The sequence below is a fragment of the uncultured Pseudosulfitobacter sp. genome (assembly GCF_963976325.1).
Classification (GTDB): Bacteria; Pseudomonadota; Alphaproteobacteria; order Rhodobacterales; family Rhodobacteraceae; genus Pseudosulfitobacter.
The window spans coordinates 586,326-611,841 of the sequence record NZ_CAXBJW010000001.1 but is presented as its reverse complement, the minus strand read 5'-3'; the positions used below and the strand labels follow the sequence as shown (position 1 = coordinate 611,841).

Genomic DNA, 25,516 nt, shown 5'->3' with positions numbered 1-25,516 from the left:
GGAGTGGGTTGGGCTGTCATGGCGCATCCTTTCGCGGGAGTATTGGGTTGCACAACTGTTAGCGCGGGTGTGCGGACATGGCCAGAGCAGCAGATGCGTGACGTACACCAACCCGCCGACACCGCAAATATGGTGGAATTACAGGTTCCCCACCGCGACACCTTGGGGTAAGTTGCCGTCAAATTTGCCAAACCATGTGCATCCGGGGGGTTATGTGGCCAGATTCGACAGGTACATGCTGTCGCAGTTTCTGCTGTTGTTCGGCTTTTTCGCGCTGGTGCTGGTGGCTGTGTTCTGGATCAACCGCGCGGTGGTTCTGTTCGACCGTTTGATCGGTGACGGACAGACGGCATTGGTTTTTCTTGAATTCACCTCGCTCAGCCTGCCCAAGCTGATCGTCATGGTGCTGCCAATCGCAACCTTTGCCGCGTCGGTCTATGTCACCAACCGCCTGTCGGGTGAATCCGAGCTGGTGGTGATGCAGGCCACCGGGTCGGGTCCATGGCGGCTGGCGCGGCCTGTGGTGGTTTACGGTCTGATCGTGGCCACGATGATGACCTTGCTGGCGCATGTGCTGGTGCCCGCAGCCCAAGGGCAGCTGAGCATCCGCGAGGCCGAGATTTCGCGCAACGTCACCTCGCGGCTGCTGACCGAGGGGACGTTCCTGTCGCCTGCTGACAAGGTCACGTTCTACACCCGCGCCATCGGCGAGGACGGCGTTTTGCGCGATGTGTTCCTGTCGGACCGCCGCAATATGGATCAACGGGTGATCTACACCGCCGCCGAGGCCTATCTGGTGCGCAACGACGCGGGCACCACGCTGATCATGGTGGACGGTTTGGCGCAGCGGCTGAACACCAAGGACAACCGTCTGTCGACAGCCAAGTTTCAGGATTTCTCGTTTGATATTACAACTTTGGTCAGTTCGGACAGCGAAGTCACCGGTTCGATCCGCAACATGAGCACGCTGGCCCTGCTGACCGATTGGGACCGCATCGCCGACGAGACCGGCGCGCGCAATGGCGACATCGCCGAAGAGGTCCACAGCCGCTTTGCCCAGCCGCTGTTTTGCATTGTCGCCGCGCTGATCGGCTTTGCCACGTTGATGATCGGCGGCTATTCCCGCTTTGGTGTCTGGCGCGAGGCGGTGATCGCCTTTGGCCTGCTGATCGGCATTGACGGGCTGCGCAGCACCTTTGCGCAGATGGTTCTTGCAGACGCCAGCCTGTGGCCCACGATGTATGTGCCGTCCTTGTTGGGGGCCATTTTGGTGGCCGGAATGCTGACATGGGCCGCGCACCCGGCCCTTTTGCGCCGGCGCAGACGACAGACGGTGGACGCGACATGATCCTGCATTTCTATTTCGCCCGCCGCTTTGCCTATGCTTTCGCCATGCTGACGGCGGTGTTCTTTGCACTGGTGGCGCTGGTCGACCTGATCGAGCAGACCCGCCGCTTTGCCGACTATGATGTCAGTCTGACAGACCGGATCGGGCTGACGCTGCTGCACGCCCCCGAGACGATCAACCAGATCCTGCCGTTGATCATGATCCTGACCACCGTGGTGCTGTTCATCGGACTGGCCCGCAGTTCCGAACTGGTGGTGACCCGCGCGGCGGGACGGTCGGCGTTCGGATCGCTGGTGGCGCCTGTTGTGGTGGCGCTGGTGATCGGCGGGCTGGCGGTGACCATGCTGGGGCCGATCGTGGCGGCAACAAGCAAACGCTATGCTTTGCTGTCCGAAAACTATCGCACCGGCGGGCGGTCGGCGGTGCTGGTGTCGGGCGACGGCGTCTGGCTGCGTCAGGGCGGCGTGGACGGGCAAACGGTGATCCGTGCGGCGCGGTCGAATTCCGACGCGTCGGTTCTGTATGACGTGACCTTTCTGGAATATGCCCCCCAGGGTGGCCCACAGCGCCGGATCGAAGCGGCAAGCGCTGCATTGGGCAACGGCGCGTGGGCGCTGCGCGATGCCAAGGTCTGGCCGCTGAGCGGCGACGTCAATCCCGAGGCCAGCTCGGAAACCCATGCCGTTCTGCAAGTGCCGTCCACCCTGACGCTTGAGCGTATCCGCGAAACCCTTGGCACGTTGGGCGGTGTGTCGATCTGGAACATGCCCACCTATATCCGCCAGCTTGAGCAGGCAGGCTTTTCCGCGCGCCATCAGATCGTGTGGTTTCAGTCCGAACTGGCGCGTCCCTTGTTCCTGATGGCGATGGTTCTTGTTGCCGCTGCCTTCACCATGCGGCATACCCGTTTTGGGGGCACCGGAACGGCGGTGCTGGCAGCAGTGCTTTTGGGGTTCGGTTTGTATTTCATCCGCAGTTTTGCACAGATTCTTGGTGAGAACGGGCAAATCCCGGTGGCCTTTGCCGCCTGGGCGCCGCCCGCCGCCGCGATTTTCCTGGCCCTTGGGCTGCTGCTTCATGCCGAGGACGGCTAGGATGGCGCGCTGTTTCAGACATATCCTGTTTTCTGCGACTTTGCTGGCAACGCCGCTGATGGATGCACCGGTTGTGGCGCAAACCGTCAGCGCGCAGCAGACGGCCGCGCCTGCGATGCTTGTGGCCGACGATGTGACTGTCACCCGCGACCGCGTGTTGACCGCGCGCGGCAACGTCGAGGCGTACCAGGGCACCACCCGCCTGCGGGCATCCGCGATCAGCTATGACGAAAAGACCGGCGCGTTGGTCATCACCGGCCCGATCACCATCGAGGACGGCGCAGATGTGGTCATTGTCGCGGATCAGGCCGAGCTAAGCCGCGATCTGCAAAACGGGCTGCTGACCGGCGCGCGCATGGTGCTGAACCAGCAACTGCAACTGGCATCGGTGGAAATGAACCACGTCGGGGGACGCTACACACAGCTTTACAAAACCGCCGTCACCTCGTGCCACGTCTGCGACGATGGCCGCCCGCCGCTGTGGCAGATCCGCGCCCGCCGCGTGGTGCACGACAAGCAGGAACGGCAGCTTTATTTCGACAACGCACAGTTCCGCATTGGCAACGTGCCGGTGTTCTACCTGCCCCGCCTGCGCCTGCCCGATCCGACATTGAAGCGTGCCTCGGGCTTTTTGATCCCGTCGCTGAACAGCGACTCGCAACTGGGCACAGGCATCAAGCTGCCCTATTTCATCAAGATCGGCGATCACCGCGATCTGACGCTGGCCCCCTATCTGACCAGCCACACCAAAACGCTGGAATTCCGCTATCGTCAGGCATTCCGCAACGGGCGGATCGAATTCAACGGGGCGGTGTCCGACGACGATCTGCAACCGGGTGACACGCGCGGCTATCTGTTCGGCACCGGCCGGTTCGACATGGCGCGCGACTTTGTGCTGACGTTCAACATCGAGACGACGACCGACACCGCCTATCTGACCGACTACGATTATTCCGACAAGGACCGTCTGACCAGCAATGTTGAACTGGCGCGGGTCAAGCGGGATGAATACCTCAGCTTCCGCTACACCAACTTTCGCAGCCTGCGCGACAGCGAAGACAACGACACGATCCCGACCAACGTGTTGGACGCAACCTTTGAAAAACGCATGTTTCCGCGTGCCTTCGGCGGCGAATTGCGGTTCAGCGGCAATGCCCACGCGCATTATCGCAGCTCGGACGACGCAAATGATGTGAACCTGGACGGCATTGCCGACGGGCGCGACATTCAACGCATCAACCTTCAGGCCGAATGGCTGCGCAGTTGGACCCTGACAGGCGGCGTGCGCGCCGAGGCGTCCCTGGGCGTCGCGGCAGATGCGATCAACGTCAGCCAGGACAATGTCTTTACCGGCAGTGACGCGGGGCTGACGCCACAGGGGCAACTGACCCTGCGCTATCCGCTGGTGCGCCATGGCGGCGACGGGTCGGCGCAACTGCTCGAACCGATCTTTCAGTTGGGCTATGTCGGCGGCCATGACCTGAACGTGCCCAATGACGAAAGCACCCGTGTCGAATTCGACGAGGGCAATCTGTTGTCGCTGTCGCGCTTTCCGCGCCCCGACCGGCGCGAGCGCGGACTGGCGGCGGCCTATGGCGTGAACTGGTCACGCTTTGACCCTGCCGGATGGGAAACCCGCCTGACTTTCGGCCAGGTGGTGCGCCGCGATGGCGAACCGGACTATTCCGAAACCTCGGGCCTGTCCGGCACCACGTCCGATTTCCTGCTGGCGGCCCAATGGAAAACCCGCAACGGGCTGGCGCTGACCGGGCGCACCGTGTTCAACGAGAAGTTCGACGTGGCCAAGGCCGAATTGCGCGGCGACTGGATTGGCAAGCGTCTGACAGTGGGCGGCAGCTATGTCTGGCTGGGCGAAGATGCCGCCGAGGATCGCGCACTGGCGGTGTCCGAGCTGACACTGGCCAGCAGCTACGACCTGAACCAAAGCTGGACCGCCAGCGCCAACTGGCGTTACGATCTGGTGGATGACCGGGCAGCCTATGCGGGGGCGGGCCTGACCTATAACAACGAATGTGTGTCGGCCAGATTCTCGGTAAGCCGTCGGTACAGTTCGTCGACAAGTGTTGAGCCCTCGACCAATCTGGGCTTTACAGTGACATTGCGGGGCTTCTCGGTCTCGCAAGGGACGGAAAAATACGTTAGATCATGCGGGAAGCAGGCGAAATGAGCGGGAAAACGATGAAACAATTTGGACTGGCCGTGGCCGTGGCCATCACGACGGCCCTGCCCGTGGCGGCGCAGAACCTCTTTGCGCCTGTGGCCAAGGTTGACGACAGCGTGATCACCGAATTCGAAGTGCAACAGCGCGTGCGGTTCCTGCAAGTGCTGAACGCCGCGGGGGCGACCCGCAAAAGCGCCATTGATGCGCTGATCGACGACCGGCTGCGGCTGAACGCAACGCAGGCTGTCGGGCTTGAACTGACACCCGAAGGGCTGGCCGAAGGGCTGGCCGAATTCGCAGGCCGCGCGAACCTGAGCACCGACGAATTCGTCAAGGCGCTGGAAAGCGCCGGCGTCGCAGGCGAGACCTTCCGCGACTTTGTGCGCGTGAACCTGTCGTGGCGCGAACTGATCCGCGCCCGCTATGGCAGCCGCGTGCAAATCTCCGAGGCCGAGATTGACCGCGCCCTGTCCGCAACCAGCGGCGCCAGCGGTATCCGCGTGCTGATCTCGGAAATCATCATCCCCGCGCCGCCCAACGATCAGGCCGGTGCGATGGCGCGCGCCGAACAGGCCGCGTCCAGCACATCCGAGGCCGAATTCTCCAGCTACGCCAGCCGCTATTCTGCCACGCCGTCGCGCAACAACGGCGGACGGCTGAACTGGGTCGATCTGAACACATTGCCGCCCAGCCTGCGCGGCGTGTTGTTGGGCCTGACACCGGGCGAAGTGACCGATCCGCTGCCGATCCCGAACGCGCTGGCACTGTTCCAGTTGCGCGACATTGAGGAAACCAGCGCCCCCAGCCCCGAATATGCCGCCATCGAATATGCCGCCTATTACATGGCCGGCGGACGCAGCCCCGAAACACTGGCACGTGCCGCAAAACTGGCGTCGCAGGTCGATGTCTGTGACGACCTTTATGGCATTGCCAAAGGCCAGCCCGAAGCGGCCCTTGACCGTGGCAGCAAGGCCCCCGGCGAGATTCCGCAGGACATCGCCTATGAGCTGGCCAAGCTGGACCCGGGCGAGGTGTCGACAGCTTTGACCCGTTCGGACGGCAACACGCTGGTGTTCCTGATGCTGTGTGGCCGCACCGCCGCCCTGAACGAGACTGCGAGCCGTGAAGAGGTTGCATTGCAATTGCGCCAGCAACGTCTGTCGGGCTATTCGGACAGCCTGCTGGAAGAGCTGCGCGCCGACGCCCGCATTTCGCGCGAATGACACCCGCAACCGCGCTGCCGGTTGCGATCAGTTGTGGCGAGCCTGCGGGCATCGGGCCCGAGATCGCGGCCAAGGCATGGGCCGCCCTGCGCGGTGACGTGCCGCTGTTCTGGATCGGTGATCCCGCGCATCTGCCTGCCGACGTGCCGGTGGTCCTGATCGACACACCGACACAGGCCGCCGCCGCCATGGCGCAGGGCCTGCCGGTGCTGCAACATATCTTTGCCGCCCCCAGCACGCCGGGCATTGCCACGCCTGCCAACGCGCAAGGGGTGATCGACGTGATCGCGCGCGGTGTCGATCTGGTGCAATCGGGTCAGGCCGCCGCCTTGTGCACGGCCCCCATCCACAAGAAGGCACTGCAAGACGGCGCGGGCTTTGCCTATCCCGGTCACACCGAATACCTGCAAGCCTTGGCGGGGGCCGACCGCGCCGTGATGATGCTGGCGTCGGAACAGTTGCGGGTGGTGCCCACCACCATCCACATCGCCCTGCGCGACGTGCCCAAAATGCTGACGCCGGCGCTGTTGCGCGACACCATCCGCATCACTGCCGAGGGCTTGCGTCAGCAATTCGGCATCGCACAGCCGCGCATTGCCGTCGCCGGGCTGAACCCCCACGCGGGCGAAGGCGGTGCCATGGGCCGTGAAGAGGCCGACTGGATCGCCGGGCTGGTCAGCGACATGACCGCCGAAGGCTATGACCTGCGCGGCCCGCTGCCCGCCGACACCATGTTCCACGCCACCGCCCGCGCCAGCTATGACGCGGCCGTGTGCATGTACCACGACCAGGCGCTGATCCCGATCAAGACACTGGATTTCGACCGCGGCGTAAATGTGACGCTGGGCCTGCCCTTCATCCGCACCTCGCCCGACCATGGCACCGCCTTTGACATCGCAGGCACCGGCGTGGCCAATCCCTCCTCGATGATCGAAGCCTTGCGCATGGCGCACCGGATGGCCAACCCATGAGCATTCTTTTGGCCATAAATATCCCCGCCGGAGGCATAAAATCTTTTACCCCCAGGGCCCCCGCATGAGCACCATCGACAACCTGCCGCCCCTGCGCGACGTGATCGAAACCCACGAGCTGCGTGCGCGCAAATCGCTGGGCCAGAACTTTTTACTGGACCTGAACCTGACGGCCAAAATCGCGCGTCAGGCGGGGGACCTTACGGGCTGCGACGTGCTGGAAATCGGCCCCGGCCCCGGCGGTCTGACGCGCGGCCTGCTGTCCGAGGGCGCGCGCCGTGTGCTGGCCATCGAAAAAGACCCGCGTTGCCTGCCCGCACTGGCCGAGATTTCCGACGCCTATCCCGACCGGTTGCAGGTGATCGAAGGCGACGCGCTGGAGATCGACCCGCTGCAATTCCTGACGCCGCCGATCCGTGTGGCCGCCAACCTGCCCTATAACGTCGGCACCGAACTGCTGGTGCGCTGGCTGACGCCCAAGGACTGGCCACCCTACTGGCAGTCGCTGACGCTGATGTTCCAGCGCGAGGTCGCACACCGGATCGTGGCCGAACCGGGGTCCAAGGCTTATGGGCGTCTGGCGCTTCTGGCGCAGTGGCGGGCCGACGCGCAGATCGTGCTGAACCTGCCGCCCGAGGCGTTCACACCGCCGCCCAAGGTTTCGTCGGCCGTGGTCCACCTGACCGCCCTGCCCCAACCCCGTTTTCCAGCCGATGCCGCCGTGCTGAACCGCGTGGTCGCCGCCGCCTTCAACCAGCGCCGCAAGATGCTGCGGGCGGCGCTGAAAGGTGTGGCACCCGACATCGAGGACCGACTGTTGGCGGCGGGCATTCAGCCCACCGAACGGGCCGAACAGGTGTCTTTGGAAGGGTTCTGTGCGCTGGCACGGGCTGTTGCAGCCCCTTGATGCGCGAAAATAGCCGTGATCAAAACAAAAGGCCCCGCGGCGATGCAGGGCCTTTTTCAATTCAACCCGTCAGACAGACCTTATTCGGCAGCTTCCGGTGTGCTGCCACCCTCGTTCTGACCATTGTCTGATGCAGAGGCGCCGGCCTCTTTCGGGGCTTCCACGGGCGGCTTTGGCTTGCGACGCGACCGGGTCGCTTTGGGCTTGGGCGCGCTTTCGGGTGTGTCCACCAGACCGCTGTCGGATTCGGTGTCGATCACATCGGGCTGAGGCTGGCTGCGCGCCTGAGGCTGCTCTTGCCCGCCCGCGTCGCCTGACCCGTTGTTGCTGTTGTTGTTCTGGCCGCCGTTCGATTCGCGTTCCTGACGCTCGTTGCGCTCGCGGTCACGCTCGGCCTGACGGTCGCGTTCGGCCTGGCGGTCACGGTTCTGACGCTCTTGCTCTTCGCGCTTGGCGTCGATCTCGCGCTGCGCTTCGCTCAGCAGGCGCAGGTAGTGTTCCGCGTGCTGTTGAAAATTCTCTGTGGCCACGCGGTCACCGGACAGTTGCGCGTCGCGCGCAAGCTGGTTGTATTTGTCGATGATCTGTTGCGGTGTGCCGCGCACTTTGCCCTCGGGGCCAGAGCTGTCGAACACGCGGTTGACGACGTTGCCACCACCCCCGCCATTGTTCGTGCTGCGGTTGCGCGTGTTCTTTGACCGGGACCGGGATCTCGAAGATTTCATGAAATAGCTTAGCCTTATTGTGCCTATCGCTGCGTTGATCGGATTGCGCGACATGCGCCATCATGGTCCGAAGAATGCGATGTGTTGGGCTTGACGCCGAGCGGGACCACCAAAAGGTATCCACCGCTGCAACACCTTTGAATAAACATGCGTGGGGGCGTGGGACAAGCATTAATTGCCGGACTGCGTCACTTTTCCACGCATTGTGCGGGTTTATGCCGTTCCGGGCGGGGTTCTGGCACAGATCACGCGGTCGCGGCCATCCATATCCGGCAGGCAAACCACGTCCTGCCAGCCCGCTGCATAAAAGATCTCGACCACGTCCGCCGCCTGGGTCCAGCCGATTTCGCAGATCAGCCGCCCGCCCTTTTCCAGATGCGCCGGCCCCATTGCCGCCAGCACGCGGTAGGCGGTCAGCCCGTCGGCCTCGTCGGTCAGGGCCATGCGCGGTTCGTGATCGCGCAGCTCGGGGGCGACGTCGTCCATTTCGTCGGCGGCCAGATAGGGCGGGTTCGACACGATCAGGTCATAGCGCCCGCGCACCGATCCGAACCAATCCGATTGAATCACCTCGGCGCGTGGGTCCACGTCGTGCATCACCGCATTGGCGCTGGCCTGCAAACAGGCCGCTTCGCTCAGGTCGGTGCCGGTGCCCACGGCCATGGTGCGTTCGGCCAGCAGGGTCACCAGAATGCAGCCCGATCCGGTGCCGATGTCCAGCACGCTGGCAAAGGGTTCAGCCAGCGCCGCCTCGATCAGGGTTTCGGTTTCGGGGCGCGGGTCCAACACGTCGCTGCTGACTTTGAACCGGCGGCCATAGAACGCCCGTTCCCCGATCAGATGGCTGACCGGCACCCGCACCGCGCGCAGGCTGATCAGCGCGTCATAGCGTTCGGCGATCTCGGGGGCGATGTCCTCGGGGGCGATCAGGGTGACGCGGGTGGCGTCCACCTGTGCGGCGTGGGCCAGCAACAGACGCGCATCGCGCGCAGGGTCCGGCACGCCTGCCGCGCGCAGCCGAGCGGTGGCGGCTGCCATGGCTTGTGCCGCGGTCATTGCCCCATCTCGGCCAGCAGACGCGCCTGAGCGTCGGCCCGCAGCGCGTCGATCACCTCGTCCAGATCGCCCTGCATCACCGCGTCCAGCTTATAGAGCGTGAGGTTGATCCGGTGGTCGGTCATGCGCCCCTGCGGGAAGTTATAGGTGCGGATGCGTTCCGACCGGTCGCCGCCGCCTACCTGTGCTGCACGGTCGGCGCTGCGGGCGCTGTCGATGCGGTTGCGTTCCATGTCGTACAGGCGCGCGCGCAGCACCTGCATCGCCTTGTCGCGGTTGCGGTGCTGGGATTTTTCCGAACTGGTCACGACGATCCCCGTGGGGATGTGGGTGATGCGCACGGCGGAATCGGTGGTGTTCACGTGCTGCCCGCCCGCGCCCGACGACCGCATGGTGTCGATGCGAATGTCGTTGGCGTCGATGTGAATGTCGACCTCCTCGGCCTCGGGCAGCACGGCAACCGTCGCCGCCGAGGTGTGGATGCGTCCGCCGCTTTCGGTGGTCGGCACCCGTTGCACGCGGTGCACGCCGCTTTCGTATTTCATCCGGGCAAAGACATTGTCGCCCTTGATGTGGGCCACGACCTCTTTGATCCCGCCCAGTTCGGTCGCCTGTTCCTCGATAATCTCGAACCCCCAGCCCCGCGCCTCGGCGTAACGCATGTACATGCGCAGCAGATCACCCGCGAACAACGCCGCCTCGTCGCCCCCCGTTCCGGGGCGGATTTCCAGCATCGCGGGCTTGGCATCTGCTGCATCGCGCGGCAACAGGGCCAGTTGCAAGGCGGCTTCGGCATCGGGCAGCGCCGCCTTCAGGCGCGGCAGTTCCTCGCGGGCCAGGTCGGCCATCTCGGGATCGTCCAGCATTTCGCGCGCGTCGGCCATGTCGCTTTGCAACTGGCGATACAGGGCGATCTGTTCGACCACGGGGCGCAGATCGGAATATTCCTTGGCCAGCGCCGCAATATCGCCACCGCCCGCGGACATCGCGGCTTCGAGGTATTCGAACCTCTCGGTGATTTGCTGAAGGCGTTCTGACGGGATCATGGGCGTTCCATCTGATATTGAAAGGCTTTGGTCAAGACCAAGGGAAGTGGTATAGTGGTGGCATGATACGCGCAGCCGTTCTTGTTCTGGCGCTGGCCACTCCGGCCCTCGGCGATGTGAAAACACCGGGGGGCAAGACGATTGACTGTTTTTGCACCGACAAAAGCGGATCACGGGTCGAACTGGGCGACATCATCTGCCTGCAAGTCGACGGGCGCATGTTCATGGCGCAATGCCAGATGTCGCTGAACGTGCCGATGTGGCGCGAGGTGCAGCGGGGCTGCCTCAGCTCATCCTTGAACAGTGGCCAGCAACCCCTTCAATCTTTTGGCATTTACCCCCATATCTGACGATCCAAACCGCGACCGCGCCAACAGGCGCACTTGACCGTCGGTCTGTTCGATCGTGGTGTAATCGGGAAAGCCGATGGTGGGCGTGCGCGTGACGTAAGTGATGCGCCCATCCGCGACCGACCCCGCCAACACCTGCGTGCGCGGCAGTGCCTGCATCGCCGCATCCAGCCGCGCCAGCAGCCCGTCGGTGGCAGGCAGTACCCGCACAGCGCCGTTGCCGAAATCCTTGTCCTCGGTCGCCGCGACGGGTTGATTCCATCGTGCCGGATCAGATGGCGCCAGCCGCACATAGGCCACCGCCGCCACCCCCAGGACCACCAAAAGGGCCAAAATCCAATAAATCACGCGCATCCATCCTTTTCTCTGGTTCATAAAATCCCCCGCGGAGCGTCCTGCCCCGTCAACGATAGGCAACGCCCGGCAGGACGCACAACAGTTCAAACAGGATATTCGCCCCCGTCAGCGCCGTGTTGCCGGATGTGTCATAGGGCGGGCTGACCTCGACCAGATCACAGCCCACGATGTTCAAACCCTTCAGCGCACGGATCAGTTGCAGCGCCTGCGGCGTGGTCAGCCCGCCAATCTCGGGCGTGCCGGTGCCGGGGGCATAAGCCGGGTCCAGGCTGTCGATGTCATAGGTTACATAGACCGGCGCATCGCCGATGTCGCGCCGGATTTCCGCGCCCAGCGTGTCCAGCGGGCGGTGCCACAGTTCCGACGCCTGCCATTGCTGAAAACCCCAGCCTTGCGCCTCGGTAAAGTCGGTGGCGGCATAGCCGGTGCCGCGCAGGCCGACCTGATAGACCTTTTGCGGAATGATCAGCCCTTCCTCGTAGGCGCGGCGGAACACGGTGCCGTGGGTTTCGCGCATGCCGAACATTTCATCGTTCACATCGGCATGGGCATCCACATGCACCAGCGCCACGGGGCCGTGCCGTTTGGCGATGGCGCGCAGGATCGGCAGGGTGATCGAATGATCGCCACCGATGGCCATGGGAATCACGTCATACTTGAGGATCGCATCGTAACTCTCTGCAATAATACGCAAACTGTCCGAAAGCGAAAACGTGTTGATCGCCAGATCGCCGATATCCGCCACTTGCAGACTGTCAAAGGGCGCAGCCCCCGTTTGCACGTTATAGGGCCGGATCATCGCGCTTTCGGCGCGCACCTGTTTCGGCCCGAACCGTGTGCCCGACCGCCACGAGGTGCCGATGTCCATGGGCACGCCCAGCACGCAAACGTCCAGCCCCTTGAGGTCATTGACCGAAGGCAGCCGCATGAACGTGTTGGGGCCGGAAAAACGGGCCAGATCGTTGCCGCTGATCGGTTGGTTCTTGGCTGTCGTCATCAATCAGGCCCCTTTCACCGGCTGTGCGGTTTCCACCAGACGGGCAAAGAACGAGGCGCCCACTGGCGCCGCGGCGTCGTTGAAATTGTATTCAGGATGGTGCAGCCCCGCGCCCTCGCCGATGCCCATGAAGAAGTAAGCGCCGGGGCGTGCCTCGAGCATATAGGCGAAATCCTCGGCGCCCATGTTGGCGGGGCTGTCCACATCCACCGCCGCGTCGCCCGACACATCGCGCGCGGCACGCGCCGCCCTTTCGACACCGCGTGCGTGGTTCACAGTGGGGGGATAGCCGCGCACATAATCCACCGTCGCGTTCAGGCCAAAGCTGGCCGCTTGTCCTGCGACAATCTCGGACATCCGCCGCTCTGCCAGATCGCGGATTTCGGGGGTAAAGGTACGCACGGTGCCGTTCAGATAGGCGGTTTCGGGGATCACGTTGTCGATCGTGCCGGTGTGAATCTGCGTGACCGAGATCACAAGCTGTTGCCCGGCCTCGATATTGCGGCTGACGATGGTTTGCAGCGCCTGCGTGATCGACGCGGCACAGACCACCGGATCAACCGTGTCCTGCGGCTGTGCCCCGTGGCCACCGCGCCCGGTCAGGTGGATGTGAAACGTATCCGCCGCCGCCAGCAACGGGCCAGAACGCGCGTGAAACGTGCCTTCGTCAAAGCCCGGGACGTTGTGGATGCCATAAACCTCGCCGATGTCAAAGGTGTCCATGATCCCCTCTTGCACCATCGCCTCGGCGCCGCCGGTCGCTTCTTCGTCGGGCTGGAAAATCAGCGCCACGCGTCCCGCGAAATTGCGCGTCTCGCACAGGTATTTCGCAGCCCCCAGCAGCATGGTGGTGTGCCCGTCGTGACCACAGGCGTGCATCCGGCCCGCGTGGGTGCTGGCATAGGGCAGTCCCGTCGCCTCGATGATCGGCAGCCCGTCCATATCGGCACGCAGGCCAATGGTCGGTCCCGCGCCCTGCCCGTTGATGATCGCCACGATGCCGGTTTCGGCAATGCCTTCGTGGATCTCGTCCACGCCAAACTCGCGCAGGCGTTCCGCGACAAAGGCCGCCGTTTTGTGACAGGCGCGGCCCAATTCGGGAATGGTGTGCAGGTGCTGTCTCCACTCGGCCATTTGCGGTGCGAAATCTGCGATACGGTTGACGACGGCCATTGGGTGGACTCCTTGGGCAATTTGCGGCTTGGTGCATCTGACACCGAAGTGCTGCGGGCTGCAATGGGGGCTGAAATGACGAACGACCTGATCCACGACCAAACTGCGGGGATCGAGCGTTTGCTAGAGATCATGCGCCGCCTGCGCGATCCCGAAACCGGCTGTCCATGGGACATCGAACAGACCTTTGACACCATCGCCCCCTATACCATCGAGGAGGCATACGAGGTCGCCGACGCGATCGAGCGCCGCGACTGGCCGGAACTTGAGGGCGAATTGGGCGATTTGCTGCTGCAATCGGTCTATCACACCGCCATGGGCGAAGAAGATGGGCATTTCACCTTTCAATCGGTGGTGCGCAACATCAGCAACAAGATGGTCGCGCGCCATCCGCATGTGTTCGGTGATGAAAGCCGCGACAAATCCGCCGAACAGCAGACGGCGGATTGGGAGGCGATCAAGGCCACCGAGCGCGCAGGCAAGGCGCAGCGCGGCACGCTGGACGGGGTGGCCATTGGCCTGCCGGCCCTGATGCGCGCGGTCAAGCTGCAAAAACGGGCGGCGCGTGTGGGGTTCGACTGGCCGGACACGGATCAGGTGATCGACAAGATCACCGAAGAGGCCGCCGAGCTGGTCGAAGCGCGCGATACGTTAAGCCACGACGAGGTAACGGAAGAATACGGCGATATGCTGTTCGTCATGGCCAACCTGGGCCGGCATCTGGGTGTCGACCCCGAAGAGGCCCTTCGCGCCGCAAATGCCAAATTCACCCGCCGGTTCGAAGGGGTCGAGCGGCGGCTGAAGGATATGGGCAAGACACCCGATCAAAGCGATCTGGCCGAAATGGACGCGTTGTGGGATGCGGAAAAGGCGGCGGAAAAGGCGTTGAAGGCACAGTAACCCTGCTTCTCTACGCCAGCGTCACCCCGTCCATCGCCTCAATCCGCGCCAGATCGTCGGCATAGCGTTGCATCAGCACCGCCACCTCGGCATCCGAAAACGCGGCAAAGCCGTGATCCGTCCGGTCGTCGGCGTGATCGGCAATCACCGCTTTCCACTGCGCGCGCTCCAACGCCTCGCCCGCATGATACCGCGCCTGCAAGGCCATCAGGCCCGCGTCGGTGGCGCTGAGGTTCACAACCTGCTGCGGTTCGATCAATGGACGGTCCGCCAGCGCGGGCACCAGCATCTGCAACGCCTCGACGCTGCTGCCGCGCCGCGTATAGGGCACGACCAGCAAACGTTCGGGCTGCAAGATGTCGCGCAAGGCCGCCACGATTTCAGGCCAGCCGCGATCCATCGCCATGTATTTGGGCCGCAACGTGTTGAAATCCTCGACCTTGTTGTCCTCGGCCCGCTTGCGATAGCCCGAGACAAACAACTGGTCGTAGGGCCGCAGCACGAACAGGACCCGCGCCACCCGGCCCTGCAACCCCGCCTTCAGCGCCATCAACCGCGCCTCGCAAGCGGGATAAAAACGCCCTTGGGTAAAATGCATCATCCGCCCCGGAATATTCTCTTCCGACAGGATCAGCGGACGGTTGTCATCAGGGCTGTGCGCTGCCACGGCGTCCGCAACCCGCGCCGCGAACCGCTCGGTCTGGTCGGTCCCATGCCGTGGTCCGGGCAGCCGCAGCCCCAGGGTTCCGGTGGGAATGCCGTCGCGCCCCGGATAGGCCAGATCATAACCCGCATCTGCCAAGACATCGCGGTTGTCATGCAGGCACATCTGGAACGACGATGTGCCGGTCCGATGTGCACCTGCGTGCAGGAAAAAGGGTTTCTGATCAGCCATGTTACAGCGATAAGCGGCGCAGGCGGTCTTGCGCAAGGCTCCGCCGCCGCCACTGGACATCGCGCGCCCCAATTGCGACTGTCGCGCAACGCCACAGGGCGGATAATTTCAAGACCAAGGACCCCGCCATGACGCCCCGCAAAATCATTATCGACACCGACCCCGGACAGGACGACGCCGTCGCTATCCTGCTGGCCCTGGGCAGCCCCGACGAGATCGAGGTTCTGGGCATCACCGCCGTGGCCGGCAACGTGCCGCTGGCCCTGACCGAAAAGAACACGCGGATCGTGTGCGAGCTGGCCGGACGGCCCGACATTCCCGTCTATGCCGGTTGCGACCGCCCGCTGGGCCGTCCGCTGGTGACGGCGGAACATGTGCACGGTCAGACCGGCCTAGATGGTCCGTCGCTGCCCGATCCGACCATGCCATTGCAAGCGCAGCACGCGGTGGATTACATCATCGACACCCTCCGCGCCCATGACGCGGGCACCGTCACCCTGTGCCCGCTGGGGCCGCTGACCAACATCGCCACGGCCTTGCAACGTGCGCCCGACATCGCCGAGAAAGTCCAGCAGATCGTGCTGATGGGCGGCGCATATTTCGAGGTGGGCAACATCACCCCCGCAGCCGAATTCAACATTTACGTCGATCCGCAAGCCGCTGATATCGTGTTTCAATCCGGCATCGACATCGTGGTCATGCCGCTGGATGTCACGCACAAGGCGCTGGTCACCGCCGCGCGCAACGACGCGTTCCGCAACATCGGCACGCCGGTGGGCATTGCCGTGGCGCAAATGACCGAATTCTTTGAACGCTTCGACAAGGAGAAATACGGCAGCGCCGGTGCGCCGCTGCACGATCCGTGTGTGACCGCCTATCTGATCCGTCCCGACCTGTTCACAGGCCGCCACGTCAACGTGCAGATCGAAACCACCTCCGAGCTGACGCTGGGCATGACCGTCGCAGACTGGTGGCACGTGACAGACCGTGCGCCCAATGCCACGTTTATCGGCGATCTGGACGCCGACGGCTTCTTTGCCCTGCTGACCGAGCGGATCGCGCGGCTATGAGCGCGGCCCTGACCCTTGCCACCCCAGACCACCTGGACGCGCTGCTGGCGCTGGTCGAGCGGTTCCACGGCGAGGACGGCATCGCCAGCACCCCCGAGACCCGCCGCGCGGGCGTCGCCCCGCTGCTGGACGGCATCCCGCATGGTGCGGCCTATCTGATCGGGCCGCCACGCGCGCCTATCGGCTATATCATCGTCTGCTTTGGCTGGTCGGTCGAATTCGGCGGTATGGAAGGCTTTGTCGACGAGCTGTATATCCGCCCGGGCGTGCGCGGACGCGGCGTGGCGACCGAGGTTCTGATGGCCCTGCCCCGCGCGCTGGGGGCTGCGGGCCTCAAGGCGCTGCATCTGGAAGTGTCCACCGACAACGACACCGCGCAGCGCCTGTACAAACGCGCAGGTTTTCAGATGCGCGACGGCTATCACCTGATGACACGGATGCTTTAGGCGCTGGCCTCTGGCATCCTGACCAAGACGGCTTATGTTACACCAATGACCATGCACATCCCCTTCGACAACACCTATGCCGCCCTGCCATCGGGCTTTTTCACCGCACAATCGCCTGTGGCGGTCAAATCACCGGAATTGCTGGCCTATAACGCCGCGCTTGCGGCAGAGCTGGGCATTGACGCGCCTGATGCGGGCGAAATTGCCACTGTCTTTGCCGGCAACACCGTGCCTCACGGTGCCGCGCCGCTGGCGCAGCTTTATGCAGGCCACCAGTTTGGCCATTTCAACCCGCAGCTTGGCGACGGGCGCGCGCTGCTGCTGGGCGAGGTCATCGACCAAGGCGGCACGCGCCGCGACATCCAGCTCAAGGGCGCAGGCCCCACGCCCTATTCCCGCATGGGCGACGGGCGCGCGTGGCTGGGCCCCGTGCTGCGGGAATATGTGGTGTCCGAGGCGATGCATGCCCTTGGCATCCCCACCACCCGCGCGCTGGCCGCTGTCGCCACGGGCGAGCCGATCTGGCGCGAACAGGGCGCGTTGCCCGGCGCCGTGCTGACCCGCGTGGCCGCCAGCCACCTGCGCGTCGGCACCTTTCAGGTCTTTGCCCATCGCGGTCAGGTGGAGGAACTGAAAACCCTCACCAACTATGCCATCGCGCGGCACTACCCGCAGGCCGACGGCCCCATGGGCTTGCTGGCCGCCGTTTGTGCAGCACAGGCCGAACTGATCGCGGCATGGATGTCGGTGGGCTTTATCCACGGGGTGATGAACACCGACAACTGTGCCATATCCGGCGAAACCATCGACTACGGGCCTTGCGCGTTCATGGACGCCTATGACGAGGCGCGGGTGTTCTCCTCCATCGACCAACAGGGCCGCTATGCCTTTGGCAACCAGCCGCGCATCGCGGTGTGGAACTGTGCGCAATTGGCGACCGCCCTGATCCGGCAAATGGACGATATGGACGCCGCCGTGGATCAGGCCACCGCCATCGTGCACGCCATGCCCGGACAGTTGCAAACCGCGTGGCTGAACCGCTTTGGCGCAAAGCTGGGCCTGTCCAACACCACCCCCGAAGACCAGCCGCTGATCGAGGATCTGCTGGCCCTGATGCAATCAAACGGCGCGGATTTCACCAACACGTTCGCCGCCCTTGGCACCGATACGGCACAGGACCAGTTCACCGACCGCGACGCCTTTGATGCGTGGAACACCCGCTGGCAGGCCCGCGTCGCCTCGGAAACCGACGCCGAACCGCGCATGGGCCGCGCCAACCCCCGCATCATCCCGCGCAACCACCGGATGGAGCAGATGATCGAAGCCGCCGTCGCGGGCGACATGGCCCCGTTCCAGCGCGAAATCACCGCACTGGCCACACCCTTTGACCCTGCCTGCGACCCCGAATTGATGCGCGCGCCCACATCACAAGAAATCGTCCCCGCAACCTTCTGCGGCACGTAACCCCTTCTTTTGGCCCCAAATATCCCGGGGGACGGCCACAGGCCGGGGGGCAGCGCCCCCAAAGCCCGGTCTCCCCCTTACTTCCGGTTGATCAGGAAAATCCCCGCCGCCACCAGCACCAGCGCAGCCCAGATCGTCCAGCCCACATGCTCGCCCAGCAGCATCCAGCCCAGGATCACCGAAAACACCGGTGACAGAAAGCTGAACGACGCCACAGAGGATGCCGGATAGATCGACATCAGCCAGAACCACGCCAGAAAGCCAAAGCTAGCCACGGCGACAATCTGGAACGCCAGCCCCCACAGGTGGATGGGCTGCACATCGCGCAACAGGTCGCCAAAAAACGGCGCCGCCAGCACCAGAATCGGTGCCGAGATGATCAATTGCCACAGCAATTGCTGCTCGGGCGGCACACGGGACAGCGGCGTCACACGCACCAACATCGCAATCGCGGCCCAGCACAGCGCCGCACACAGCGCCAGCAGATCGCCCAGCAGCGACGCCTGCCCGTTGCTGCGGTCCAGCAGCGCCAGCGCCACACCGGCCATCGCCAGCACCAGCCCGATCGCGCGCAGGCTGTTCAGCCGCTCGGTCGGCAGCAGCACATGGGCCGACAGCGCCAGCCAGACCGGCATCGAATAGAAAATGATCGACACGCGGCCCACCGTGGTCAGGTCAAGCGCCGTAAAAAGGCACATGAATTCAATGGCAAACAACGCGCCCGAAATCACGCCGGCCATCACACTGCTGCGCGGCAAGCTGAACGACACGCCGCGCGCCTTCATCCACAGCACCAGCACCACCGCCCCGCCAACCGACCGCAATCCCGCCAGAAACACCGGACCAAAGCCGCCGTTGGTCACTTTGACCACCACCTGGTTAAACGCCAGATTAAGCGCGAACAGCACCAGCGCCACCGCGCCGAATGTGTCGATATATGTTTTGCGTTCCATGCCGCCACCAAGCGGTGCGGCTGCCCTAAAGTCAATTGTGCCGCTGCGGCGCGCGCGTCAGGTTTTGGTTTGGGTGATCCCGGCCAGATGGTCCTGGCTCCAGTCATAAAGCTGCGACAGGATTGCGCCCAGATCGGCCCCTTTGCCGGTCAACGAATATCCCACCCGCCGCCGCGCGTCGTGCTTTTCGATGCGTGCGACCAGCCCGCTGCGCTCGAACTCTTGCAACTGCGCAGTCAGCACCTTGCGGCTGATCCCGTCCAGCGCGCGTGTCAGTTCCAGAAAATGCATTTCGCCCGCCATCAGGCAGTGCAGCACACTGGGGCCGTGTTTGCCGCCCAGCAGCCGCAGCGTTTCGCCCACCGGACAGGTGCCGGTGACGGGGTCCAGCCACGGTTTGCGGTCCTGTGTGGTGTCCTTCATGGCCCCTCCGGTTACCAAAAGGTGCCCAATTGCGGCACCGGCCAGCGCAATGGCATCAGCGTTCCAATGCGCGATAATAGCAAGGAATGCCACGATGACACAGAGTTTTGTCGACACGATCCCGATGCTGCCCTTTGGCATGTTGAACGCTTTTCTGGTGGTCCAGGATGGCCGCGCCATGCTGGTCGACACCGGCCTGCCGAACGCGGCGCCAAAGGTTGCCCAAGCACTCAGGGCTCGGGGGTTAGGCTGGTCCGATCTGGCGTTGACCGTGCTGACCCACGCCCACATCGACCACGCAGGGTCGGCTGTGGCGGTGCGAGAGTTGTCGCAGGCGCCCGTGCTGGCACATGCGGACGAGGTTGCGCTTTGTCAGGGACAGCCGCCGGTGCTGAAGCCCAGCGGGCCGTTCGGGCGCCTGTTTCAAAAGACGGGTGCGATCCAGCAGAGGTTTGACTATTTCAGCCCCGACCGGACCCTGCAGGGCCAGATGCTGGACCTGAACGACTATGGGTTTGCGGCGCGGCTGGTGCACACGCCCGGACACACGGCGGGATCGGTTTCGGTTCTGTTGGACGACGGGCGGGTGATTGCCGGTGATCTGGCGGCCTCGGGCATTTTGCTGGGGGGCCTCGCCCTGCGCGGCAGGCCGAAATCGCCCCCCTTCGAGGAAGACATCGCAGGCGTCATCGCGTCACTTGAGCATCTGCTGGCCCAAGGCTGCACGCAGTTCTATCTGGGGCACGGCGGACCGCTGCCCGCGCAGGCCATCGCGCGGCATGTCGGGAATTTGCGCAAATTGCTTTGAACGCCGACCCTTAGTTCGAAATCGCCAGCTTTGCCCCCAGCAGCCCGAAGGTGCCGGCAAAGCTGCGCTTGATCCACGTCATCACCGATGGCCTGCGGATCACATAGTCGCGCGCAAAGGATGCAAAAGCCCCGTAGCCCACGAACACCACGAAGGTCATCGCCATGAACACACCCGCCAGCCCCACAAGTGCGGCGGTGGCATTGGGGGCGTCATGGGCGATGAACTGCGGCAGGAAGGCCAGAAAGAACAGCGACAGCTTGGGGTTCAGGATGTTCAGAAGCACACCCGAGGTCGCAATGCGCGCATAGCTGGCGGGTGCCGCGTTCTCAGAGACATCCATGACGGACTTATCCCGCAACAGCTTCCACGCCATGTAGAACAGGTAAGCCACGCCCAGATATTTGATCACCTGAAAGGCCAGCGCGCTGGTGTGCAACAGTGCCGCCAGCCCGATGATGCTGGCCACGGCTGCGGGCACGATGCCGACCGTACACCCCACTGCCGCCGCGACACTGGCCCGAAACCCACGCCCCAGGCCGATGGCCAGCGTGTAGATGACGCCGGTTCCAGGCAGCAGGACCACCACGAGCGAGGTGAGAAGAAATTCCAGTGACATATGGCAGCTCCCTTTGGCATCAGTCTTGCGGGATCGTGGCACAGCGTCAACGATTTGTTGGTCTGTGAGGGGTCACATGGGCCTTGTTGGGCCTTGCTGTGCTTCTGCGCCGGGGTAACTCACCCACAAAAAAGGCCCGGACCAAAAGGTCCGGGCCAATCTCATTCCATCATCCGCAGGGATCAGGCCTCTGCGCTGCCGCCCGGTTTGCCACCGCCGCCACCGCGACGCCGGCGACGTGGGCCACCGCCCGCAGGCGCGCCGCCACCGGGGGCACCGCCACCGGGACGTCCACCGCCGCCACCGCGACGACGACCGCCACCGGGTTTGCCGCCCGGCTTGCCGCCCTTGGCGGGCAGGTCGACAGATTCCCACGCACGGCCCGTTGCGATCGGGATCTTCACGCCCATGGTTTTCTGGATGTCGCGCAGCTGATCAATCTCGTCCGGTGCGCAGAAGGCCACGGCTGCGCCATCCTTGCCCGCGCGCGCGGTCCGGCCAATGCGGTGCACATAGCTGTCGGGCACGTTGGGCAATTCGTAGTTATAGACGTGTTTCACATCCGGAATGTCCAAACCCCGCGCCGCCACATCGGTGGCCACCAGAACCTTGATCTCGCCCGACTTGAACGCGGCGATGGCACGGTCGCGCTGGCCCTGGCTTTTGTTGCCGTGGATCGCACCGGCGGCAAAGCCTGCCTTGTCCAGCATCCGGCTGAGTTTTTCCATCCCGTGTTTGGTGCGGCCAAAGACCAGCGCGCGTTCGTCGCGGTGCTTGTCCAGCAGCTCCATCAGGAATTTGGATTTCTCGGCCTTGGCGATAAAGTGCACCTCTTGGGTCACCTTGTCGGCGGCCTTGCCCGGAGGGTTCACTTCGATGCGGATCGGGCTGTTGAGATAGCTGTTGGCGATCTCGTTCATCAGCTTCGGCATGGTGGCCGAGAACAGCATCGTCTGGCGTTCCTTGGGCAGCACAGCCGCAATTTTGCGCAGGTCGTGGATAAAGCCCATGTCCAGCATCTGGTCGGCTTCGTCCAGCACCAAAAACGTGGTTTCGCGCAGGTCCACCGCGCGGCGGTCCATCAGGTCCAGCAGACGGCCCGGCGTGGCGACCAGCAGGTCGACACCGCGTTCCAGCCGCTTGATCTGCGGGTTGATCGACATGCCGCCAACCACCATCTGCGCCTTCAGCGGTGTGCCTGCGCAGAACCCTTTGAGGTTTTCCATGATCTGGTTGGCCAGCTCGCGCGTCGGTGCCAGCACCAGACCGCGCACGGTGCGCGGGTTCGGGCGGCCTGTCATTTGCAGCATCTGCGCCACCAGCGGCACGCCAAAGGCCGCCGTCTTGCCGGTGCCGGTCTGTGCCAGCCCCATCACGTCGCGCCCGTTCAGGGCGTGCGGGATGGCTTGTCGTTGGATCGGCGTCGGGTCTTTCAGACCCATGTCCGCCAGCTTTTTGACCAGCTCGGAAGGCAGGTCCATCATATCGAAATCGCTCATGTCATATCCTTGGCCGCACGCAAACGCGCACGGCATCACATTGAGGTGGGCGGCCGGAAAATCCGCAAGCGCAGGCCACATGCCAACGCCCCGTCCGGTCGCGTTGCCCCATGCGTGATATCGGGAACAGATGGGCGTCCGCTGGTCCTGACCTCCCCTTATCCCAAGGGTGCGGTCGGCGGGTGTGATCCCGCTCTTTCCTGTCTCTGCTCACGCGGCAGACGGTAACGCCTGAGGGGCACATGGCGGTTTGCGGGGGATAAGTCAACCTTGCCTCTGGTCCCTGTGGTCAAACAAAGTTACACAAAGGTCCGAATTGCGCGCCTGAAGGCCGCCAAAGCTCAACTCGACAAGGGACACCCCCATGAGCCTGCCGATCATCGCCCGCTGTGAAACCAAAGGCCTGCGTGTCACCGGCCAGCGCCGCGTGATCGCACAAGTGTTGCAAGACAGCGATGACCACCCGGATGTCGAACAGCTATATGCGCGCGCCTCGGCCATTGATGCGGGCATTTCGATTGCCACCGTCTATCGCACCGTCAAACTGTTCGAAGAGGCCGGCATACTGGACAAGCTGGAATTCGGCGACGGCCGCGCGCGCTATGAAGATGCGGAACGCGACCACCACGACCATCTGATCGACATGCACTCGGGCGAGGTGATCGAATTTGTCGACGAAGAGATCGAAGCGCTGCAAGAGCGGATCGCCGCCAAGCTGGGGTTCGAATTGCGCGGCCACCGGCTTGAGCTTTACGGCGTGCCGCTGAAGAAGTAGCCGGAACCGGCACAGGTGATGTGCCGTTAACCCACAGACTGTTACATGCGTAACAGCCACCACAGAAATTGGACCCCATATGCCCGTTGACCGCGACCGCCCGCTTCTTGCCGTGTTGATTGACGCCGACAACGTGCCGGCCAAACACGCCGCCGCCATCCTGCGCGAAGTGACCAGCATTGGCGAACCGGCCCTGCGCCGTGTCTATGGCGACTGGTCGTCGGGCCGGCTGCGCAACTGGTCGGAACATGTGCTGTCGCTGGGGCTGGTGGCACATCAGGAAACCGCGAACACATCCGGCAAGAACGCCAGCGACATCGGTCTGGTGATTGATGCGATGGACATCCTGCACACCCGCCGCTTTGACGGCTTTGTGCTGGTGTCGTCCGACAGCGATTTCACATCGCTGGCCAACCGCCTGCGCGAGGACGGTCTGACCGTGATCGGCATCGGCGAGAAAAAGACACCCGAGGCGCTGCGCAATGTGTGCAACCGGTTCATCTTTATCGAAAACCTCAGCCCCACGGCAGATGGCCCTGCCCCCGCCATGCGTGAAAAATCCCGTGATGCCCTGCCCCTGATCGAGGCGGCGATGGAAAAGATCGAGCGCGAGGATGAATGGTATTCGCTGGGTCAGATCGGCCAGACGATCCAGTCGTCGCACCCGGATTTCGACACCCGCAGCTATGGCCATTCCAAGCTAAGCGCGCTGGTGCGCGAGATCACCGAGATCGAGACGCGCAAGGACGGCAACCAGTTGATGATCCGCCTGCAAGCCTAGGGTCAGGGCCCTAAGGCTTACAGAACCAGATTGTCGTCCTGTTCTTCCGCGCGGCTTTCGTCGTGGGCGGCCAGTGCAATGCCGAATGTCAGGATGCCAACGCGCCCCGCCGTCATCAGCACGATCACGATCAGTTTGCCCAGATCGGACAGATCGGCGGTGATGCCCGTGCTTAGCCCCACGGTGCCCATGGCCGAGGTCGCCTCGAACAGCAGGGCTTCGAATTTTTGCCCCGAATCCGTCAGCAACAGCAGGAACATCGCCAGCCCGCACAGCCCCGCGTAATAGGCCAGCGACGCGGTGGCCATGTTCAGCTTTTCATCCGACACGCGCCGCTTGAAGAACCGCACCGCCTCGCGGTTTTTCAGGGTCGAGCGCACCAGCCCCAGCAGCGCCGCAAAAGACGTGGTTTTCAGCCCGCCCCCGGTGCCCGCCGGCGACGCGCCGACCACCATCAGCGCCATCAGCACCATCAGCACCGCTTGCGACATGCCGGTGATCGACACCGTGTTAAAGCCCACCGTGGTGCTGGCCGACATGGTCTGGAAAAACGCCGCCATCAACCGCTCGTCCGGGGGCAGCGGGGCCAGTTCGGGTTCGGTCACGAACAGAATCAGCGTGCCCAGCCCCAGAAACACCATGGTCATGCGCACGATCACCTTGGACGTGAACCCTAACGCCCGTTCGCGCCCCATCAGCGCGCGCCAGCCGTCGACGATAATCAGGAACCCCATGGCGCCCAGCAGGCTCAGGATCGAAATCGCCAGATTGATCCCCACATGGTCGTGAAACATCTCAAGCGAGTTGTCGAACAGGCTGAACCCTGCCGTGCAAAACGCTGATATGCTGTGAAAAATAGCCATCCATAGCGCATCGGGCACGCCCGCGTGGTGGAACATCAAGAACAGCGCCAGCGCGCCGATGCCTTCGCAGATCAGCGTGAACCACACGACCGACCGCAGGAACATCACCGGAGAGATACCTTCGGGCAGGTTGAACGCCTGACGGACCGTGTGCGTGCGCATCCGTCCAAGGCGGTGATAAACCGACAGCACCGCAAACGACCCGATGGTCATATACCCCAAGCCGCCCGCCTGGATCAGCGCCAGCATCACCACTTCGCCAAAGGGGCTGAAACTGCCGCCCACCGACACAGTGGCCAGCCCCGTCGTGGACACGGCAGACACGGCGGTGAACAGCGTGTCGATCGCCGCCACCGGCTGGATTTGCGACACCGGCAGCGCCAGCAGCGCCCAGCCCACCAGCATGTAAGAAACATAGCCAAACAGCAAAAGCCGTGCCGGTGCCGCTTGCATCACCCCGATACGGGCGCCCAAGGCGACCTTGCGAACGTGTCGTTTGATACCCACCACAGATGCCTTTGTGCGGTTTCCAGCCTAACGCTGCAACGCGGCAAAAGGTTCACCGAAAACCGCTGTTTTTGCGCCTTGCAA

At 63.6% G+C, this 25,516-nt stretch carries 26 protein-coding genes; 14 read left to right on the top strand and 12 right to left on the bottom strand.

Annotation, left to right across the window (positions count from 1 at the left end; translation table 11 throughout):
* Positions 1-214: 214 nt before the first annotated feature.
* The 6 genes from lptF to rsmA all read left to right on the top strand — a co-directional run bounded on the left by lptF (position 215) and on the right by rsmA (position 7,725).
* Positions 215-1,348 carry an LPS export ABC transporter permease LptF gene (lptF, locus tag AAC077_RS03020; protein ID WP_339766459.1) on the top strand — a complete coding sequence of 378 codons (1,134 nt, stop codon included), beginning with the start codon at positions 215-217 and terminating at the stop codon, positions 1,346-1,348.
* Positions 1,345-2,442, top strand: a complete 1,098-nt coding sequence (gene lptG, locus AAC077_RS03015) for an LPS export ABC transporter permease LptG (RefSeq protein ID WP_339766458.1) — start codon at positions 1,345-1,347, stop codon at positions 2,440-2,442. Before lptF ends, lptG begins: the two co-directional genes overlap by 4 nt.
* Before the next feature lies 1 nt (position 2,443).
* Positions 2,444-4,630 (top strand): LPS assembly protein LptD, encoded by a 2,187-nt coding sequence (lptD, locus tag AAC077_RS03010; RefSeq protein ID WP_339766457.1) that lies wholly within the window; start codon positions 2,444-2,446, stop codon positions 4,628-4,630.
* A gap of 11 nt (positions 4,631-4,641) precedes the next feature.
* A complete protein-coding gene (locus tag AAC077_RS03005; protein WP_339766456.1) occupies positions 4,642-5,847 on the top strand; it encodes a peptidylprolyl isomerase in 1,206 nt (401 codons plus the stop codon).
* Positions 5,844-6,818 carry a 4-hydroxythreonine-4-phosphate dehydrogenase PdxA gene (pdxA, locus tag AAC077_RS03000; RefSeq protein ID WP_339766455.1) on the top strand — a complete coding sequence of 325 codons (975 nt, stop codon included), beginning with the start codon at positions 5,844-5,846 and terminating at the stop codon, positions 6,816-6,818. Before AAC077_RS03005 ends, pdxA begins: the two co-directional genes overlap by 4 nt.
* 64 nt (positions 6,819-6,882) lie before the next feature.
* Positions 6,883-7,725, top strand: coding sequence for a 16S rRNA (adenine(1518)-N(6)/adenine(1519)-N(6))-dimethyltransferase RsmA (gene rsmA / locus AAC077_RS02995; RefSeq protein ID WP_339766454.1), 843 nt, complete (start codon positions 6,883-6,885; stop codon positions 7,723-7,725).
* Positions 7,726-7,805: 80 nt separating this feature from the next.
* On the opposite strand, the gene AAC077_RS02990 is transcribed toward rsmA, so the two are convergent.
* From AAC077_RS02990 to prfA, 3 genes are all read right to left on the bottom strand, one after another.
* Positions 7,806-8,450, bottom strand: a complete 645-nt coding sequence (locus tag AAC077_RS02990; protein WP_339766453.1) for a DUF4167 domain-containing protein — start codon at positions 8,448-8,450, stop codon at positions 7,806-7,808.
* A 213-nt stretch (positions 8,451-8,663) separates the two neighbouring features.
* Positions 8,664-9,488, bottom strand: a complete 825-nt coding sequence (gene prmC, locus AAC077_RS02985) for a peptide chain release factor N(5)-glutamine methyltransferase (protein ID WP_339766452.1) — start codon at positions 9,486-9,488, stop codon at positions 8,664-8,666.
* Between the two features lie 14 nt (positions 9,489-9,502).
* Entirely contained in the window at positions 9,503-10,552 is a 1,050-nt protein-coding gene (gene prfA / locus AAC077_RS02980; protein ID WP_339766451.1) for a peptide chain release factor 1, read from the bottom strand.
* A gap of 62 nt (positions 10,553-10,614) precedes the next feature.
* On the opposite strand from prfA, the gene AAC077_RS02975 reads away from it, so the two are divergent.
* Positions 10,615-10,902 carry a hypothetical protein gene (locus tag AAC077_RS02975; RefSeq protein ID WP_339766450.1) on the top strand — a complete coding sequence of 96 codons (288 nt, stop codon included), beginning with the start codon at positions 10,615-10,617 and terminating at the stop codon, positions 10,900-10,902.
* Here AAC077_RS02975 and AAC077_RS02970 read toward each other — a convergent pair.
* From AAC077_RS02970 to AAC077_RS02960, 3 genes are read right to left on the bottom strand one after another with little or no spacing between them, the layout of a single operon-like run.
* Positions 10,843-11,256: a DUF1499 domain-containing protein gene (locus AAC077_RS02970; protein ID WP_339766449.1), complete on the bottom strand. Its 414-nt coding sequence runs from the start codon at positions 11,254-11,256 to the stop codon at positions 10,843-10,845. The genes AAC077_RS02975 and AAC077_RS02970 overlap by 60 nt on opposite strands.
* 49 nt (positions 11,257-11,305) lie before the next feature.
* Complete coding sequence (gene speB / locus AAC077_RS02965) at positions 11,306-12,256, bottom strand: agmatinase (protein WP_339766448.1); 951 nt, start codon at positions 12,254-12,256, stop codon at positions 11,306-11,308.
* Between the two features lie 3 nt (positions 12,257-12,259).
* The gene (locus tag AAC077_RS02960) at positions 12,260-13,429 is read right to left on the bottom strand and encodes a M20 aminoacylase family protein (protein WP_339766447.1); all 1,170 of its coding nucleotides are present in this window, start codon (positions 13,427-13,429) and stop codon (positions 12,260-12,262) included.
* A gap of 75 nt (positions 13,430-13,504) precedes the next feature.
* Here AAC077_RS02960 and mazG point away from each other — a divergent pair, with 75 nt between their 5' ends.
* Positions 13,505-14,329, top strand: coding sequence for a nucleoside triphosphate pyrophosphohydrolase (gene mazG, locus AAC077_RS02955; RefSeq protein ID WP_339766446.1), 825 nt, complete (start codon positions 13,505-13,507; stop codon positions 14,327-14,329).
* 10 nt (positions 14,330-14,339) lie between these two features.
* Here mazG and AAC077_RS02950 read toward each other — a convergent pair whose 3' ends face one another.
* Positions 14,340-15,224, bottom strand: coding sequence for a hypothetical protein (locus tag AAC077_RS02950; RefSeq protein WP_339766445.1), 885 nt, complete (start codon positions 15,222-15,224; stop codon positions 14,340-14,342).
* 128 nt (positions 15,225-15,352) lie between these two features.
* Here AAC077_RS02950 and AAC077_RS02945 point away from each other — a divergent pair, with 128 nt between their 5' ends.
* Genes AAC077_RS02945 through AAC077_RS02935 form a run of 3 tightly spaced genes read left to right on the top strand, consistent with a single transcriptional unit; the run spans position 15,353 to position 18,204 of the window.
* Positions 15,353-16,294, top strand: coding sequence for a nucleoside hydrolase (locus AAC077_RS02945; RefSeq protein ID WP_339766444.1), 942 nt, complete (start codon positions 15,353-15,355; stop codon positions 16,292-16,294).
* The gene (locus tag AAC077_RS02940) at positions 16,291-16,740 is read left to right on the top strand and encodes an N-acetyltransferase (RefSeq protein ID WP_339766443.1); all 450 of its coding nucleotides are present in this window, start codon (positions 16,291-16,293) and stop codon (positions 16,738-16,740) included. The genes AAC077_RS02945 and AAC077_RS02940 overlap by 4 nt, the downstream gene beginning before the upstream one ends.
* 45 nt (positions 16,741-16,785) lie before the next feature.
* On the top strand, positions 16,786-18,204 hold the full coding sequence (locus tag AAC077_RS02935; protein WP_339766442.1) for a YdiU family protein: 1,419 nt from the start codon (positions 16,786-16,788) through the stop codon (positions 18,202-18,204).
* Between the two features lie 77 nt (positions 18,205-18,281).
* Here the strand turns inward: AAC077_RS02935 and AAC077_RS02930 are convergent, their stop codons facing one another.
* Positions 18,282-19,157, bottom strand: coding sequence for a DMT family transporter (locus AAC077_RS02930; RefSeq protein ID WP_339766441.1), 876 nt, complete (start codon positions 19,155-19,157; stop codon positions 18,282-18,284).
* Between the two features lie 57 nt (positions 19,158-19,214).
* Positions 19,215-19,580, bottom strand: coding sequence for a helix-turn-helix domain-containing protein (locus AAC077_RS02925; RefSeq protein WP_339766440.1), 366 nt, complete (start codon positions 19,578-19,580; stop codon positions 19,215-19,217).
* A 94-nt stretch (positions 19,581-19,674) separates the two neighbouring features.
* Between AAC077_RS02925 and AAC077_RS02920 the strand changes: the two genes are divergently transcribed.
* A complete protein-coding gene (locus tag AAC077_RS02920; protein ID WP_339766439.1) occupies positions 19,675-20,388 on the top strand; it encodes an MBL fold metallo-hydrolase in 714 nt (237 codons plus the stop codon).
* A 10-nt stretch (positions 20,389-20,398) separates the two neighbouring features.
* On the opposite strand, the gene AAC077_RS02915 is transcribed toward AAC077_RS02920, so the two are convergent.
* On the bottom strand, positions 20,399-21,007 hold the full coding sequence (locus AAC077_RS02915) for a LysE family translocator (protein WP_339766438.1): 609 nt from the start codon (positions 21,005-21,007) through the stop codon (positions 20,399-20,401).
* 182 nt (positions 21,008-21,189) lie between these two features.
* The gene (locus AAC077_RS02910) at positions 21,190-22,506 is read right to left on the bottom strand and encodes a DEAD/DEAH box helicase (RefSeq protein ID WP_339766437.1); all 1,317 of its coding nucleotides are present in this window, start codon (positions 22,504-22,506) and stop codon (positions 21,190-21,192) included.
* A 364-nt stretch (positions 22,507-22,870) separates the two neighbouring features.
* Here AAC077_RS02910 and AAC077_RS02905 point away from each other — a divergent pair, with 364 nt between their 5' ends.
* Together AAC077_RS02905 and AAC077_RS02900 are read left to right on the top strand one after the other, a co-directional pair.
* Complete coding sequence (locus tag AAC077_RS02905) at positions 22,871-23,281, top strand: Fur family transcriptional regulator (RefSeq protein ID WP_339766436.1); 411 nt, start codon at positions 22,871-22,873, stop codon at positions 23,279-23,281.
* Between the two features lie 79 nt (positions 23,282-23,360).
* Positions 23,361-24,062 carry an NYN domain-containing protein gene (locus AAC077_RS02900; RefSeq protein WP_339766435.1) on the top strand — a complete coding sequence of 234 codons (702 nt, stop codon included), beginning with the start codon at positions 23,361-23,363 and terminating at the stop codon, positions 24,060-24,062.
* A 17-nt stretch (positions 24,063-24,079) separates the two neighbouring features.
* Here AAC077_RS02900 and AAC077_RS02895 read toward each other — a convergent pair whose 3' ends face one another.
* Positions 24,080-25,432, bottom strand: a complete 1,353-nt coding sequence (locus tag AAC077_RS02895; protein WP_339766434.1) for a potassium transporter TrkG — start codon at positions 25,430-25,432, stop codon at positions 24,080-24,082.
* Positions 25,433-25,516: the final 84 nt, after the last annotated feature.